At 69.8% G+C, this 14,452-nt stretch carries 14 protein-coding genes and 1 other RNA gene; 4 read left to right on the forward strand and 11 right to left on the reverse strand.

The window, feature by feature from the left end; all coding sequences use genetic code 11:
• Position 1 precedes the first annotated feature (1 nt).
• The 8 genes from GGR66_RS03615 to GGR66_RS03650 all read right to left on the reverse strand — a co-directional run bounded on the left by GGR66_RS03615 (position 2) and on the right by GGR66_RS03650 (position 8,377).
• Positions 2-1,261 carry an MFS transporter gene (locus GGR66_RS03615; protein ID WP_184447236.1) on the reverse strand — a complete coding sequence of 420 codons (1,260 nt, stop codon included), beginning with the start codon at positions 1,259-1,261 and terminating at the stop codon, positions 2-4.
• Positions 1,262-1,413: 152 nt separating this feature from the next.
• Positions 1,414-2,091, reverse strand: coding sequence for a hypothetical protein (locus tag GGR66_RS03620; RefSeq protein WP_184447237.1), 678 nt, complete (start codon positions 2,089-2,091; stop codon positions 1,414-1,416).
• 96 nt (positions 2,092-2,187) lie between these two features.
• Positions 2,188-2,976, reverse strand: coding sequence for a hypothetical protein (locus GGR66_RS03625; protein ID WP_184447238.1), 789 nt, complete (start codon positions 2,974-2,976; stop codon positions 2,188-2,190).
• A gap of 284 nt (positions 2,977-3,260) precedes the next feature.
• The gene (locus GGR66_RS03630; protein ID WP_184447239.1) at positions 3,261-4,601 is read right to left on the reverse strand and encodes a sigma-54 dependent transcriptional regulator; all 1,341 of its coding nucleotides are present in this window, start codon (positions 4,599-4,601) and stop codon (positions 3,261-3,263) included.
• Positions 4,586-6,022: an ATP-binding protein gene (locus GGR66_RS03635; RefSeq protein WP_184447240.1), complete on the reverse strand. Its 1,437-nt coding sequence runs from the start codon at positions 6,020-6,022 to the stop codon at positions 4,586-4,588. The genes GGR66_RS03630 and GGR66_RS03635 overlap by 16 nt, the downstream gene beginning before the upstream one ends.
• Positions 6,023-6,103: 81 nt before the next feature.
• Positions 6,104-6,178, reverse strand: a non-coding RNA gene (locus GGR66_RS03640) — sX9 sRNA.
• Between the two features lie 43 nt (positions 6,179-6,221).
• Positions 6,222-7,931 carry a ubiquinone-dependent pyruvate dehydrogenase gene (gene poxB / locus GGR66_RS03645; protein WP_184447457.1) on the reverse strand — a complete coding sequence of 570 codons (1,710 nt, stop codon included), beginning with the start codon at positions 7,929-7,931 and terminating at the stop codon, positions 6,222-6,224.
• A gap of 128 nt (positions 7,932-8,059) precedes the next feature.
• Positions 8,060-8,377 (reverse strand): hypothetical protein, encoded by a 318-nt coding sequence (locus GGR66_RS03650; protein WP_184447241.1) that lies wholly within the window; start codon positions 8,375-8,377, stop codon positions 8,060-8,062.
• A gap of 197 nt (positions 8,378-8,574) precedes the next feature.
• Here GGR66_RS03650 and GGR66_RS03655 point away from each other — a divergent pair, with 197 nt between their 5' ends.
• Positions 8,575-8,802 carry a hypothetical protein gene (locus tag GGR66_RS03655; RefSeq protein ID WP_184447242.1) on the forward strand — a complete coding sequence of 76 codons (228 nt, stop codon included), beginning with the start codon at positions 8,575-8,577 and terminating at the stop codon, positions 8,800-8,802.
• Positions 8,803-8,881: 79 nt separating this feature from the next.
• Here the strand turns inward: GGR66_RS03655 and GGR66_RS03660 are convergent, their stop codons facing one another.
• The 3 genes from GGR66_RS03660 to GGR66_RS03670 all read right to left on the reverse strand — a co-directional run bounded on the left by GGR66_RS03660 (position 8,882) and on the right by GGR66_RS03670 (position 11,690).
• Entirely contained in the window at positions 8,882-9,313 is a 432-nt protein-coding gene (locus GGR66_RS03660) for a low affinity iron permease family protein (RefSeq protein ID WP_160966084.1), read from the reverse strand.
• Positions 9,314-9,478: 165 nt separating this feature from the next.
• A complete protein-coding gene (locus tag GGR66_RS03665) occupies positions 9,479-10,603 on the reverse strand; it encodes an acyl-CoA desaturase (RefSeq protein ID WP_160966082.1) in 1,125 nt (374 codons plus the stop codon).
• Between the two features lie 10 nt (positions 10,604-10,613).
• On the reverse strand, positions 10,614-11,690 hold the full coding sequence (locus GGR66_RS03670; RefSeq protein ID WP_184447243.1) for a ferredoxin reductase: 1,077 nt from the start codon (positions 11,688-11,690) through the stop codon (positions 10,614-10,616).
• Between the two features lie 93 nt (positions 11,691-11,783).
• Between GGR66_RS03670 and fabR the strand changes: the two genes are divergently transcribed.
• From fabR to GGR66_RS03685, 3 genes are all read left to right on the forward strand, one after another.
• Positions 11,784-12,428 carry an HTH-type transcriptional repressor FabR gene (fabR, locus tag GGR66_RS03675; RefSeq protein WP_160966078.1) on the forward strand — a complete coding sequence of 215 codons (645 nt, stop codon included), beginning with the start codon at positions 11,784-11,786 and terminating at the stop codon, positions 12,426-12,428.
• Positions 12,429-12,575: 147 nt separating this feature from the next.
• Positions 12,576-13,442 (forward strand): SDR family oxidoreductase, encoded by an 867-nt coding sequence (locus GGR66_RS03680; RefSeq protein ID WP_184447244.1) that lies wholly within the window; start codon positions 12,576-12,578, stop codon positions 13,440-13,442.
• A 475-nt stretch (positions 13,443-13,917) separates the two neighbouring features.
• Positions 13,918-14,430, forward strand: coding sequence for a ferritin-like domain-containing protein (locus GGR66_RS03685; RefSeq protein ID WP_160966074.1), 513 nt, complete (start codon positions 13,918-13,920; stop codon positions 14,428-14,430).
• The last annotated feature ends 22 nt before the right edge of the window (positions 14,431-14,452 follow it).

Raw genomic sequence — 14,452 nt, forward strand, 5'->3', positions numbered from 1 at the left:
CCTAAGCCGGCAGCGGCGGCACCGGTTCGTCGGCTGCGCGGTCGCGCTTCGCCGTCACCAGGTGCTTGCGCATCCCCACCCACAAGGCCAGCGACAGCAGCGAGATGCCGCCCAGCAGCAGGAACGCGGCGCGGTAGCCGAACGCCTGGGCGATCCAGCCGCCCAGCGCCGGACTCAGCGCCGCGCCGACGCCCTGCATCGTCATCACCGCGCCCTGCCCGACGTTGACCCGGCCGGTGCCCTGCAGCAGGTGCGCCACCAGCGCCGGCACCGCCACGCTCTGCAGGCCGGCGCCGACGCCATCGAGGATCTGCACCGGGAACACGCCCCAGGTATGGATGACGCTGGCGGCGATCAGCCCGCGCAGCGGCAATGCCAGGAAGGTCAGCAACAGCACCCACCAGTGCCCGCGCACACGGATCAGGCGCATCGCCAGCAGCGAGACCAGCACCATGGTGGCCTGGGCGACGATGATGGTGGTGGCGGTCAGCGCGTTCGGGTCGCCCTGGTGCGCGGCCACCACTGCCATGCCGTACAGCGGCAGCATCGCCGCATTGCCCAGGTGGAACAGCGCCAGGGCAGCGGCAAGCACCAGCAACGGCTTGCAGGTCAGCAGCACCGACCAGCCACTGACGTGGGCGCCATTGTCGTCGTCGGCCTCGGCCATGCCGCGCGCGGCGCGATGATCGATGGCATCGCGCGGAATCAGCAACACCGAGACGATCGCCAGCACGCCGAAGCAGCCGGTGAGCACGAACACCGCGCCGAAGCCGAATTTCCAGCCGAGCACACCGGCCAGCGCCGCGGCCACCACGTTGCCGGCGTGGCTGCCGACCTGATTACGCGCGATCTGGTGATCGAAACCGGCCTGGCGCACCAGGCCCAGCGTGATGCCGGACAGCGCCGGCCCCAGCGCGGCGGCGGCGAGCGCGGTCATCACCTGCGCGGCGATGACGCCGGGCAGGGTCGGCGACCACCACAGCAGTGCCGAGGCCAGCAGGATCATGCTGCAGCCGACCACCACGATGCTGCGCTTGCGCTTGGTCGCATCGACCAGCGCGCCGCCTGGCGTGGTGGCGAGCATGCCGACGATGCCGCCGGCGGTCATCACCGAGCCGATCGCGCCCAGCGACCAGCCCTTGGATTGCAGGAACACGCTCAGGAACGGGCCGAGCCCGTCCTGCACGTCGGCCATGGTGAAATTGAGCGCTTCCAGCGCGCGCGTACCGCGCGGGCGCTGACGCTGATCGGCGCCGCTCATGCGCGCACCGGCGAGAGCGAAGGAAGCAAGGAAGGAGGCAGGAAGGCGTGGTGCAGCGCAGGCGGGACGGGCGGCATGACGAAGTCCTGGATGAGCGAAGGCAACACAGGCGCGGCGGTGGCCAGGGGCACACCGCCGCGACGGCTCGGTACTTAGTGGGGCTTGTGCTTGGGTTTCGGCTTCGGCTTCGGCCCGTCCTTCGGCGCAGCATCATGCGCATGCCCGTGCAACGGCTTGTGATGAGGCTTGGGCGGCTTCGGTTTCGGCGCCAATGGCTGCACCGTCGCCTCGCTCGCACCCAGCGCCTGCGCATGCAGCACCTGGCCGTGCGCGGACTCCAGCAGTTCGCCCTGCGCCGCCAGCGGCTTGCCGGCGGCCAACCAACGCGCCGATTCCGGCACCGCGTGCGGCGGGAAGCGCACGATCAGCCCATCGTCCAACAGCGCACCATGCACCTGCCCGTGCGGACCGTGCAGCAGCCGCGCGATGGTGCCGGCGTGGCGTACCGCGTCCTGCGCGGGCTTGGGCTTGGCCGGCGGCTTGGGCTTGTGGGGCCCGGCATGCGGACCTTCATCGACGATGCGCTCGGCCCCGTCCGGATCGATCGCCAGCGCCACCAGCACATCGGCGCCGCGCGGCTTGAGCCCGCGCACGCCGAGGCTGGCGCCGGGATGCAGCGCCTTCAGCAGTTGCGCCGACAGGTGCGGCGGGGTGTGCACTTCGGTGCCATTGTCGAACAGCAGGCCGTCGACGTCGGCCTTGGGGTTGAGCAGGAAGCGGGCGAGCGTGCCGCGGGTTTCCGGCAGGGAATCGGGATCGACCCAATGCATTTTGTTCTCCAGGAGAAAGGGGGAGCCGGCGGGGGCCGGCAGCGCCCGCCGCGAACGGCGGGCGCAGGGGTCAGGCGCGATGCGGCAGCGCCTGGATCAACGCGGTGCCGGCGGGGGCGGTGCAGCCGGCGCACCCGGTGCGCCCGGCGGCGGCGGGGCCGCCGGCGGCGCAGGCGGGGCCGGCGGCGCGAACACCGCCTGCAGCGAATTGCGGTCGCGGCCGACCTGGGTGGCTTCCACCGAACGGCCGACCTGGGTCAGCACGCCGAAGCCGTTGACGCTCAGGCGCGCGCCGGGCCGCAGCAGTTCGCTGTACTGCAGGGCGGCGTGCGGCGGCATGCGCACCACGGTGCCGTCGCTGAGCAGCACGCCGGCGGTGTCGCCGCGCGGGCCGTAGACCAGCCGCTCGATGCGGCCATCGGCCTGCAGCGGGGTCAGGGCCGGCGGTGCCGGGGGAGCCGGCGGCGGCGTCGCCGGGTTCGGCGGGCGGTCGACCACCTGCTTGCCGCTGCGACGCGCGGTGATGGTGCTGGCCTGCAGCAGCGGCAGGCTGCCCAGGCGATAGCCCTGCACCGACACCGCGTCGCCACGGCGCACCGCCGCCTGCAGATCGGCCGACAGGTGCGGCGGGAAGCTCACCTGGGTGCCGTCCATCAGCCACAGGCCATCGACGTCGCCGTTGGGGTTGAGCATGAAGCGCTCGACGGTGCCGTCCACGCGCACCGGCGTGGCAGCGACGGGGGCCGCGGGCGGCGGCGGCGGTGCCGGGACGCTGCCGGGCGCCGGCGGGGCGGGAGGTGCGGGCGGCGCCGGCACCTGCGCGGTGGCGGCAGCGGCGGCGGTGGCCAGCACCAGGGACAGAGCGAGTGCGCTACGACGGATCATGGATGTTCCTCCTGAGCGGCAAGGGGGCGCCGCTCGCAGGAGAGATAATGCAGAGGCCGTGCCAACTTTTAAGTCATTGATCCTGAAGGTAATCGAGTACAAACTCGGGCTCCACGGCGTCTCCATTCCATCCACACCTGTCCGCTTTGCGGACAGGTGTGGATGGAATGGGATTGGGGATTGGGGATTGGGGATTCGTGAACGCGCCGGACATCAGGCCGCGGCACGCGCTTTTACGAATCCCCAATCTCCAATCCCAAATCCCGCGGCGCGCCAGCGCGCCGCTAAAGCCCATACTCGTCGAGCTTGCGATACAGCAGCTGACGATGGATGCCGAGGCGGCGCGCGGCCTCGGCGCGGTTGCCGTGGGCCTGGGTCAGTGCCGCCTGGATCATCTGCCGTTCCAGTTGCGCGATCGCCTGCGGGAGGGTCAGTGCATCGGTGTCCAGCGCCGTGGGCATCTCGGCCGGTGGCGACGCCAGCAACTCATCCAGGTCGTGCGCCTCGATCACCGGCGCGCGCACCAGCACCTGACAGCGTTGCATGGCATTGCGCAGCTCGCGCACATTGCCCGGCCAGGGATAGGCACGCAGGCGCGCCTGCGCGTCGGCCGACAGGGTCTGCGGCGCGCTGGCACCGGCGGCGAGGAAGTGCTGGGCGAGCAGCAGGATGTCGTCGCAGCGCTCGCGCAGCGGCGGCAGTTCGATCGGCACCACGTTGAGCCGGTAGCGCAGGTCGCTGCGGAAGCGCCCGGCCTCCACCGCCTGCACCAGGTCGCGGTGGGTGGCGGCGATCACCCGCACGTCCACCTTCTGCGCGCCGCGCCCGCCCAGCGGCGACACCTCGCCTTCCTGCAGGAAGCGCAGCAGCTTGGCCTGCATCGGCAAGGGCATGTCGCCGATCTCGTCCAGGAACAGGGTGCCGCCGTCGGCGTCGCGGATCAGGCCGTTGCGGTCGCTCACCGCGCCGGAGAACGCGCCCTTGCGGTAGCCGAACAGTTCGCTCTCCATCAGCTCGGCGGGGATCGCGGCGCAATTGATCGCCACGAACGGCTGCGCGGCGCGAGCGCTGGCGCGATGCAGCGCGCGCGCCGCCAGTTCCTTGCCGGTGCCGGTTTCGCCGCTGATCAGCACCGGCAGGTCGGAGGCGGCGGCCAGGCCGATACGCTTGTGCACGGTGCGCATCGCCGCGCTGTGGCCGAGCAGTGCGTCTGCCTCCTCGGCGGGCATCGCCGGCGCGGGGTCCGGCGTGTCGTCGCCGCGGCTGCGCAGCGCGCGCTCGACCACCTCGGCGATGTCGGCGCGGCCCACCGGCTTGACCAGGTGATCGAAGGCGCCGAGCGTCATCGCCTCGATGGTGTTGCCGCTGGAGGCATGCGCAGTGAGCATCACCAGCGGCACGCGCATGGCCTGCGCGTCGTCCTGGCGCGCGCGCATCAGCGCGATGCCGTCCATGCCGGGCATACGGAAATCGACGAAGGCCAGATCGATGCCGCCCTCGCGCAGGCGTGCCAGGCCCTCGCGCGGGTCGGCCACGGCGATCGCCTCGTGGCCGAACGAGCGCAGCGTCGCCTGCAGGGTGCTGAGGAACGCCAGGTCGTCGTCGATGATCAGGATGCGCGCCATGGCAGCTCCAGGCTGAACTCGGTGATGCCGTCGCGATGCGCGTAGTGCGCCTCGCCGCCATGGGCGCGGGCGATCTCGCGCACCAGCGCCAGGCCCAGGCCGTTACCGTCGCTGCGGCCGCTGGCGAACGGCTCGAACAGATGCGCGGCCACCGGGGCCGGCACCGGGTCGCCGTGGTTGCGCACGCGCAGTTGCAGCACGTCGTCTTCGGTCTGCGCTTCCAGGGTCACCTCGGTGCCGGGCGCGGCGTGCTGCAGCGCATTGCGCAGCAGATTGAGCAACGCGCGCGCGGCCTGTTGCGGATCGAGCATCCACTGCGCCGGCGCCGCCTGCAGGCGCAGCGCGATCGGCGGCGCCTGCCCGTCCCAGTCGCCCGGCTCCAGCAGCGCGTGCAGCCACGGCTGCAGGGCCACCGGCTGCCGGTGCAGGCGAATCGGCTGGACCATGCCGAGCAGGCTTTCCACCACCCCGTCCAGGCGCTGGATCTGCGCCAGCATCAGCTGCGCCTGGGCGTCGTCGGTGCCGTCGGCGTGCGCGGCGATCTGGTTTTCCAGCGCCAGCCGCAAGGTCGCGATCGGGTTGCGGATCTCGTGCGCCACGGTCGCAGTCATGCGCCCGAGCGCAGCCAGGCGTTCGTGTCGCGACAGTTCCTCGCCGAGCCGGCGGGTCTCGGCCAGCGCCTGCGCGCTGCGCTGCGCGTAGTCGGTGACCGCGGCGCCGAGCCGGTCCAGTTCCGGCGCACCGGTGCGCGGGATCTGCGGCACCTCGGCCGGCGTCGCCAGCGCCTGCTGGATGCCCTGCAGGCGCTGGCTCCAGCGCCGCACCACCCAGCCCAGCGCCAACGCCGAGACCACCACCAGCGCCAGGATCAGGCCCAGGCCCAACGCCAGCGGCAGGCTGGCGGCGGCATCGCTGGAGGCGACCCGGGTCATGGCCCAGGCCGCGGCCGTGCGGTCCAGCGGGCAGGCCGCGATCAGCAGGCTCTCGCGCTGGCCGTCGCGGCGGTAGTCCACCGTGTGCTGCGCCTCCACCCCGCGCTGCGCGGTGGAAATGATCACGTTGCGCTCGGCCGAGGGCACGTCGGTCTTGTGCTCGGTCCCGTCGTAGGTCGGATAGGCGTAGGCGAGGAAGCCGCGCTGGCGGTCCCAGAAGCCGCCTTCCACGCCGGCGGCATCGGCCAGCACCAGCTGCGACACCACCGCCGCCAGGCCGGTGCCGTCGCTGCCGTGGGCGGCGGCGCTGGCGCCGTTGTAGCGCTGCACCATGCGCGTGCAGACCTCGCGCAGCCCGGTCTGCGCACGTTCGCTGCGCACGCCTTCGCTATGCCGGTACAGCCCGACCAGCACCACCGCCATGCCCACGCAGGCGGCGACGATGACGATCCAGATCAGCAGCAGTTGCCGCAGCAGCGAACGGGGCATGGCCTACCTTGGGCGCGACGGAAGAGGCGGAGCGAACCGCGGCGATCGTACCCGGATCGCGATGCGGCCACGACTCACAGGGGCCAACACCACGTCGCGCGCGGTGTCAGGTGGGTACGGGCGATGCGTAGGAACCGCAGCGGACACGTGGTGCATGCGGGGTTCGGGCACCGTCCGCGCCGCGTGCGGTTGGCCGCGCTCAGCGCAGGTTGGTCTTGACCAACTCCAGCACCTCGTCGCCGCGCCCACTCATCACCGCGCGCAGCAGGTACAGGCCCATGCCCTTGGCCTGTTCCAGCTTGACCGCCGGCGGAATCGCCAGTTCCTGGCTGGCCACGCGCACGTCCACCAGCGCCGGGCCGGGATGCGCGAACGCCTCGCGCAGCGCGGGCTCCAGTTGCGCCGACTCGTCCACGCGCAGGCCCAGGATGCCCATGGCGTTGCTCATCGCGGCGAAGTCCGGATTGCTCAGGTCGGTGCCGGTGTCCAGGTAGCCGGCCGACTTCATTTCCATCGCCACGAAGCCGAGCGAACCGTTGTTGTAGACCACCACCTTCACCGGCAGGCCGAGCTGGGCCAGGGTGATGAAGTCGCCCATCAGCATGGTGAAGCCGCCATCGCCGGACAGCGAGATCACCTGCCGGCGCGGGAACTGCGCCTGCGCGCCCAACGCCTGCGGCATCGCATTGGCCATCGAGCCGTGGTTGAACGAACCGAGCAGGCGGCGCTGGCCGTTCATGGTCAGGTAGCGCGCCGCCCATACCGTCGGCGTGCCGACGTCGCAGGTGAAGATCGCATCGGCATCGGCCAGCGCATCGACCATGCGGGTGACGAACTGCGGATGCAGCGGCTCGCCCGGCGCCGAGGCCACCGCCAGGTCGTCCAGGCCTTCGCGCGCCTTGCGGTAGTGCGCCAGCGACTTCTCCAGGAAGCCGCGGTCCTCGCGCCGCTGCAGTCGCGGCAGCAGCGCGGCGATGGTTTCGCGCACGTCGGCAGCGATGCCCAACTGCAACGGCGTGCGTCGCCCCAGCGCGGCCGGGTCGTTGTCCACCTGCACGATGGTGGCGTCCTTGGGATAGAACTGCCGGTACGGGAAGTCGGTGCCGAGCATCAGCAAGGTGTCGCAGTTGAGCATGGCCTGGTAGCCGGAACTGAAGCCGATCAGGCCGGTCATGCCGACGTCGAACGGGTTGTCCCACTCCACGTGCTCCTTGCCGCGCAGCGCATGCACGATCGGCGCGCCGAGCGCGTCGGCCAGCGCCACCACCTCGTCGTGCGCGCCGGCGCAGCCGCTGCCGCACAGCAAGGTGGTGGCCTTGCTCGCCTGCAGCAGATCGGCCAGCTTGGCCACGTCGGCGTCGGCCGGCAGGATGCGCGGCGCGGCCAGCGCTGGCCACGCCGTCGGCGTGCCCTTGGGCATCTCCTGCAGGGCGACGTCACCGGGGATCACCACCACCGCCACGCCGCGGCGCAGGATCGCGGTGCGCATCGCCCGCTGCAGCACCTCCGGCATCTGCGCCGGGTTGGTCACCAGTTCGACGTAGTGGCTGCACTCGCGGAAAAGCTCCTGCGGATGGGTCTCCTGGAAATAGCTCAGGCCGATTTCCGAGGACGGGATGTGCGCGGCGATGGCCAGCACCGGCTGATGACTGCGGTGGCAGTCGAACAGGCCGTTGATCAGGTGCAGGTTGCCCGGACCACAACTGCCCGCGCACACCGCCAGCTTGCCGCTGACCGCGGCTTCGGCGCCTGCGGCGAAGGCGGCCACTTCTTCGTGGCGCACGTGCATCCACTCGATGCTGTCCATCTGCCGCAGCGCATCGGTCAACCCGTTGAGACTGTCGCCGGTGACACCCCAGATGCGCTCGACGCCCGCGCTGTGCAGGGTTTCGGCGAGCAGGCGGGCCATGGTCTGCTTGGACATACGTGCTGAACTCCGGGTGGGGAGCGGCATGGTCGCACCGCGCGCGTTACCGACGCGTGGCGCAGACCGGATGCGTCTGCGCCTGCCGAACGCATGTTCAGCGCACGGTGCGGCTAGTCTTCGCCGCGTGCAGCGGCAGCATCCTGCGCCGCATGGTCCGCATCGTCCTCGTGATAGCCACCGGGCGTGGCGCCCCTGCCATGAGCGCCGCCTGCATGCTCGCCGGTGGCGCCATAGGTGCCGGCCTGGCCCAGGTTGGGCTGGGTGCGTCCGCTGCGGTCCTCGCCGTGGTCCTGTGGCGCATGTGTCTGCGGCGGAGGCATGGGCTGCGACGGCACGCCGCTGTCGGCCGAGACATCGCCCTGCTCGCCGCGATACGCCGCCTGGCGTACGTCATGCGTACCGGTGGGAGGTGAAGTGCGCTGGACCATGACGATCTCCTGCAGAAGCGTGGGAATGCGTCACGCTAGGGCGGCATGCGTTAGCCGACCCGCAAGGCATCATGAAGAGCACGCGAGCACGCGCGCCGCTGTCGACCCGCACCACCACGCCATCCGCACGCGACATGCACGCCTGCGCCACCCGCGCTGGCCGACGCTGGCGGCTCCTTCCGCACTGGAGCCTTTCGATGCCCGGTCTATTCTGGAAACTGGCGCTGGCCGGCACGGCCTTCGCCGCGATCCGTGCCTATCGCCGTCAGACGCACTCCGCCTCGCCCGAAACGGCGTCTCCCGCCCCGGCTGCGGTCGCCGACGACCTCCGCGCCACGCCGCCGCACGGCGATACCCTGCAGGCCACCGAGCGCGCGTCGACGACCGCGGCGGCGGACGATCCGGATGGCGCCGTGCCGGCCTGATCCCTGCGACGCGCAGCGGCGTGTCGCGCTCATCGCCGGCACGCCGCTTACGTCATCGGCAAGCGCATGAACGTCTGGGTCAGCCCTTGGGACGATCGTGGGTCTCGCGACCATCGCCATCGCGGGCATTGCGCGCGCGCAACGCCTCGCCGGCCTTGCGTGCCAGTTCCTCGTATTGGCGACGGATCTCTTCCAGCCGCTTCTCGTCGAGTTCTTCCAGATCCAGCAGCTCGTTGTTGGCCTTGGCGCTGACCCGGATCAGTTCGTCGAGCTTGATCTGCATCGCCGCGGTATCGGCGTTCTGGGTGTGCTGGATCAGGAACACCATCAGGAAGGTGATGATGGTGGTGCCGGTGTTGATGACCAGTTGCCAGGTGTCGTTGAAGCCGAACACCGGCCCGCTCAGGCCCCACACCAGCACGATGCCCAGCGCGATGCAGAAGGTCCAGGGCGTGCCGGCGGCATACGACGCCTTCTTGGCGACGACATTGAACAACTTGGCAGGTTTCATCGCAGGCCCTCGCGCAATGGAAGACGCCTGCACCGCCGCCAGCGTCTGCAGGCGGCTGAGGATGATCGACCGCCTCCCGTGAGCGAGGCGTGCATGTCGCGCCAGCGCCGAGCCAATGAAAAAGGCGGGGTCGCCCCCGCCTTTGTGCTGTCCCGCGCGCCGTGCTCAGCCGGCCTGTTGCGTCGCCGGCTGCAGCGCGCGCACCGGGCGCGGCCGGCTCGGGAAGGCGTGGCGCACGATCCGCCACACCACCTGACCGAACTGCCGCGGCAGCGAACCGGTGTTGTAGTGCTGGCCGTAGCGCGCGCAGATCTCGCGCACCTGCACCGCCAGCGCCGCGTAGCGGTTGGCCGGCACGTCCGGGAAGAAATGGTGCTCGATCTGGTGGCTGAGGTTGCCCGACAGCACGTTCAGCAGCTTGCCGCCGGCCAGGTTGGACGAACCGCGCAGCTGCCGCAGGTACCAGTGCCCGCGCGACTCGTTCTTGATCGAGTCTTTGGGGAAGGTCTCGGCATCGGCGGTGAAGTGGCCGCAGAAGATGATCACGAACGTCCAGATGCTGCGCAGCACGTTGGCGGTCAGGTTGCCCAGCAGCACCGGCAGGAAGAACGGGCCGGCCAGCGCCGGGAACAGGATGTAGTCCTTGAAGATCTGCCGGCCCATCTTGCGCCCGACCGGCAGGAACGTGCGCTTCAGTTCGCCGCGCTTCATCTTGCCGGCCAACCAACGGCCCAGGCGCAGGTCCTGGATCGCCACGCCCCATTCGAACAGCAGCGCGAACACCACCGCGATGAACGGCTGCGCCAGGTAGAACGGGCGCCAGCGCTGCTCGGGGAAGATGCGCAGCAGGCCATAGCCGATGTCGTCGTCCATGCCGCGCACGTTGGTGTAGGTGTGGTGCTTGAAGTTGTGCGTCTTGCGCCAGTTGTCGCCGGTGGCGACGATGTCCCACTCGTAGGTGTTGCCGTTCAAGTGCGCATCGCCCATCCAGTCGTACTGGCCGTGCATCACGTTGTGGCCCAGCTCCATGTTCTCCAGGATCTTGGACAGGGTCAGCAGCACCACGCCGGCGATCCACGCCGGCACCAGCACGCTGTGCACGAACGCGCCGAGGAACAGCAGCGCGCGACCGGCCACGCCGGTATAGCGCACAGCGGCGACGATGCGGCGGATGTAGCGCGCGTCGCGCGCGCCCAGGTCGGCCAGCGTGCGCGTGCGCAGCGCATCCAGTTCGTCGCCGAAGGCCTGCAGTTCGGCCGGAGTCAATGCACGGTTGCGGGGAGCCGCCATGGGGAAGTCCTCAGAGGTCCAGGGTCAGGTCGCTGCTCGCGCTGTTGACGCACAGCTTCAGCGAACCGGGTTCGGCGGCGTGCGCGCCGCTGAGCAGATCACGGGTGACGCCGGCCTGCTTGCCGCAGGCGCAGCTGTTGCAGATGCCCATGCGGCAGCCGTGCTTGGGCCGCAGGCCTTCGGCCTCCAGCGCGGTGAGCAGCGACTGGCCGCGCGGCAGTTGCAGCACGCGGCCGCTGCGCGCCAGGGTCACCGCCACGGTGCCTTCTTCGACATCGACCGGGGCCGGCGGCGCGCTGAACGCCTCGGCCTGGAAGCGTGCCACGCGGTGCTGCAGGCGTGCACGCGCGGACTGCACGAAGCCGCCCGGGCCGCAGGCCAGCACCTGCGCCTGTTCCAGGCTGCCCAGGGACTCCAGCGGCAGCGTGTCCACACGCGGCGCCGGCGTCTCGCCTTCGCCGGTGATGGCCAGATGCAGGCGGAAGCGCGGATGCGCCGCGGCCAGCGCCTGCAGTTCGTCGCGGAAGCAGACCTGGTCGTGGCGCCGCGCCCAGTACAGCAGGTCGACGTCGGCCGGCATGCCGGCGTCGACCAGTTGCCGCAGCAACGCGCGCATCGGGGTGATGCCGCTGCCGGCGGCCAGCAGCAGCCAGCGGCCGTGCGGCGCGGTCGGCAGCACCATCTCGCCGTAGGCCTGGCCGAGTTCGAACACCTCGCCGAGACGCGCCGCGCCGGCCAGGTACTGGCTGACCCGGCCGCCGTCGATGGTCTTGACGGTGATCGCCAGGCGCCCGCCCGGCAAGGGCGTGGGGCTGTAGCTGCGCAGCAGCCGGCGGCCGTCGATCTCCACGCCCAGCTCCACGTGCTGGCCGGCGCGCAGGCCGCGCCAGTGGCGGTTTGGCTGCAGCACCAGGGTCACCGCGTCGCTGCTGGCGGCCTCGCGCTGCACCAGGCGCGCGCGCGGGCGCTGCCACGTCCACAGCGGATGCAGGCGGGTGGACCAGAAATCGAACACGTCCGGCTTGACCCAGGCGCGCAGGGCGCGGGCGGCGGGGCGGGACTTGGCAGGACGGCGGGCAGCGTTCATGGGGTCCACTATACAGGCGAAGATACAGATGTCTATACACTTGTGCATTCAGCAATGGCGGTATCATCCCTCATTGCCTGGTCCGGTCTGCCCATGACGACGATCTCCCCTCCTCCGTCCGCGGACATGCCGACCGTCCGCAAAGGCGCGATCTCGCGCGAGGACCTTCTGGCGGCGGCCCTGAAGCTGATCGGGCCGCACCGCAGCGTGTCCACGCTGAGCCTGCGCGAGGTCACCCGCGAGGCCGGCATCGCCCCCAACAGCTTCTACCGTCAGTTCCGCGACATGGACGAGCTGGCGGTGGCGCTGATCGACCTGGCCGGCAGTTCGCTGCGCACCATCATCGGCCAGGCGCGCCAGCGCGCTGCCGGCACCCGCCGCAGCATCATCCTCAGTTCCGTGGAGACTTTCATGGAACAGTTGCGCGCCGACGACAAGCTGCTGCACGTCCTGTTACGCGAGGGCACGGTCGGCTCGGACGCGTTCAAGCACGCGGTGGACCGCGAGCTGAACTACTTCGAGGACGAACTGCGGGTGGACCTGATCCGCCTGGCCGCGCTGGAAGGCACGCCGCTGCACGAACCGGCGCTGGTGTCTAAGGCGATCACCCGGCTGGTGTTCGCGATGGGCGCCACCGCGATGGACCTGCCACCAGAAAAGGACCCGGAACTGATCCGGCAGATCACCGCGATGCTGCGCATGATCATCGTCGGCTCGCGCACGCTCGCCGCCGGCTGAGTTCGCGGCGCGGCGGCATCGGCTGCCGCAGACAGCCGCCAGCGTGGGCGCTCGCCCGCGTCGTGACATGCCGGCGACATGGCCTTGGCCCCGGCTTTACCTGCGCCTGCCCACCCTCGTTGGACACTCCCCCAACGAGACATGCCCATGGCCGTTCCCAACTATCCGTCGCCGCCGTTCAAGGCGCAGCAGCAATCCTTCCCCGGCAAGACCCAGGCCATGGATCCGAAACCGGATCATGGCGAAGACAGCTATGTCGGCCACGGACTGCTGCAGGGCAAGCGCACCCTCATCACCGGCGGCGACAGCGGCATCGGCGCGGCGGTGGCGATCGCCTATGCCCGCGAGGGCGCCGATGTCGCCATCGCCTATCTGCCCGACGAGCAGGACGACGCAGAACGTATTGCCAAGCTGGTCGAAGACGCCGGCGTGCGCGTGCTGCTGCATCCGTGCGACATCAGCGACCGCGCGCAGGCCGAAACCCTGATCAAGACCGTGGCCGACACCTTCGGCGGCCTCGACGTGCTGGTCAACAACGCCGCCTACCAGCGCTATTTCAATAGCTTCGACGAGATCACCCTCGACGAATGGGAAAAGACCTTCGCCACCAATGTGCACGCGCCCTTCCACCTGGTGCGGTTGGCGCTGCCGCACATGCCCGAGGGCGGTTCGATCATCAACACCGCCTCGGTGAACTCGAAGAAGCCCACGCCCAACATCCTGCCGTACTCGGCGACCAAGGGCGCGCTGGCCAACCTCACCATCGGCCTGGCCGGCCTGCTCGCCGAGAAGAAGATCCGGGTCAATGCGGTGTTGCCGGGCCCGATCTGGACCCCGTTCATTCCCACCGGCATGGACGAGGAATCGGTGCGGACCTTCGGCGAGCAGACACCGTTCGGCCGCCCTGGCCAGCCGGCGGAACTGGCCTCGGCCTATGTGCTGCTGGCTGCCGATACCTCGAGCTATACCTCGGGCACGCTGCTGACGATTTCGGGTGGAGCAGTGACGCTGTAGAGCCGGGATTCGGGATTCGGGATTCGGGATTCGGGAAAGCATCACGGCTGGCGGCGCTGTAGGAGCGGCTTCAGCCGCGATGGCTTTTCCCGAAAATGTCCTTCGAAGTTGCGGTTTCCCATGCGCACGCGCATCGCGACGCGCGATGCAATGCCTTTCACGGCACCGGCGGCGGGCCATTCTCAGATCCAATGCACTCTCAGGTAGGAGCGGCTTCAGCCGCGACAGGCGTTCCCGAATGTCTGTCGCGGCTGAAGCCGCTCCTACAAGCACGCCTGTGGAAACGTATTCGACACACGTGCATCGCATGCACCGCCACCTGTGCACGTTCCCTCACGCCGCATCTCGCATGGCATTCACCCTGCGCTGCAACCGCTCTAACGGCGACGGGTCTAGCGTGGTTGCACAGGGGAAAAACACACGGACGCGCGATGCGATGCACGTTGCGTCGCGCACAACATCTGGAGCGATATCCATGACCCGAAGCAACACCGAACGCTTGTTGAAGTGGCTGCAGGACGCCTATGCGATGGAGCAGGAGGCCAACACCATGCTCACTGCCACCGCCGGCCGCCTGGAGCACTACCCGCAGCTGAAGGCGCGCATCGAGCAGCACGTGAACGAAACCCGCGATCAGTCCGAGCAGGTCAAGCGCTGCATCGAGATCCTCGACGGCTCGATCCCCACGATCAAGGGCACGGTGGCCAGCGTGATGGCGTCGGTGCATGCCGCCGGCAATTCGATGATGAGCGATGAAGTGGTCAAGAGCCTGGGCGTCAGTTATGCGTTCGAGCACGTGGAGATCGCCAGCTATCGCGCGCTGGTCATCGCCGCCAAGGAAGCCGGGCAGACCGAGATCGCTGACATCTGCGCCGCCATCCTCGACCAGGAAATCGCCATGGCCGAATGGCTGATCGAACACCAGGAAGCCACCGTCCTGGCTTTCCTGAAGCGCGAACGCACCGAAGGCGAGACCGCCAAGCACTGAGCAACGGCGTACGCGACACCAC

This window comes from Xanthomonas sp. 3498 (assembly GCF_014199795.1).
Classification (GTDB): domain Bacteria; phylum Pseudomonadota; class Gammaproteobacteria; order Xanthomonadales; family Xanthomonadaceae; genus Xanthomonas_A; species Xanthomonas_A rydalmerensis.

What these genes read in the sequence shown, in the direction of transcription:
- GGR66_RS03615 (WP_184447236.1), bottom strand. Translation starts at nt 1,261, where the DNA reads ATGAGCGGCGCCGATCAGCGTCAGCGCCCGCGCGGTACGCGCGCGCTG.
- GGR66_RS03620 (WP_184447237.1), bottom strand. Translation starts at nt 2,091, where the DNA reads ATGCATTGGGTCGATCCCGATTCCCTGCCGGAAACCCGCGGCACGCTC.
- GGR66_RS03625 (WP_184447238.1), bottom strand. Translation starts at nt 2,976, where the DNA reads ATGATCCGTCGTAGCGCACTCGCTCTGTCCCTGGTGCTGGCCACCGCC.
- GGR66_RS03630 (WP_184447239.1), bottom strand. Translation starts at nt 4,601, where the DNA reads ATGGCGCGCATCCTGATCATCGACGACGACCTGGCGTTCCTCAGCACC.
- GGR66_RS03635 (WP_184447240.1), bottom strand. Translation starts at nt 6,022, where the DNA reads ATGCCCCGTTCGCTGCTGCGGCAACTGCTGCTGATCTGGATCGTCATC.
- poxB (WP_184447457.1), bottom strand. Translation starts at nt 7,931, where the DNA reads ATGGCCCGCCTGCTCGCCGAAACCCTGCACAGCGCGGGCGTCGAGCGC.
- GGR66_RS03650 (WP_184447241.1), bottom strand. Translation starts at nt 8,377, where the DNA reads ATGGTCCAGCGCACTTCACCTCCCACCGGTACGCATGACGTACGCCAG.
- GGR66_RS03655 (WP_184447242.1), top strand. Translation starts at nt 8,575, where the DNA reads ATGCCCGGTCTATTCTGGAAACTGGCGCTGGCCGGCACGGCCTTCGCC.
- GGR66_RS03660 (WP_160966084.1), bottom strand. Translation starts at nt 9,313, where the DNA reads ATGAAACCTGCCAAGTTGTTCAATGTCGTCGCCAAGAAGGCGTCGTAT.
- GGR66_RS03665 (WP_160966082.1), bottom strand. Translation starts at nt 10,603, where the DNA reads ATGGCGGCTCCCCGCAACCGTGCATTGACTCCGGCCGAACTGCAGGCC.
- GGR66_RS03670 (WP_184447243.1), bottom strand. Translation starts at nt 11,690, where the DNA reads ATGAACGCTGCCCGCCGTCCTGCCAAGTCCCGCCCCGCCGCCCGCGCC.
- fabR (WP_160966078.1), top strand. Translation starts at nt 11,784, where the DNA reads ATGACGACGATCTCCCCTCCTCCGTCCGCGGACATGCCGACCGTCCGC.
- GGR66_RS03680 (WP_184447244.1), top strand. Translation starts at nt 12,576, where the DNA reads ATGGCCGTTCCCAACTATCCGTCGCCGCCGTTCAAGGCGCAGCAGCAA.
- GGR66_RS03685 (WP_160966074.1), top strand. Translation starts at nt 13,918, where the DNA reads ATGACCCGAAGCAACACCGAACGCTTGTTGAAGTGGCTGCAGGACGCC.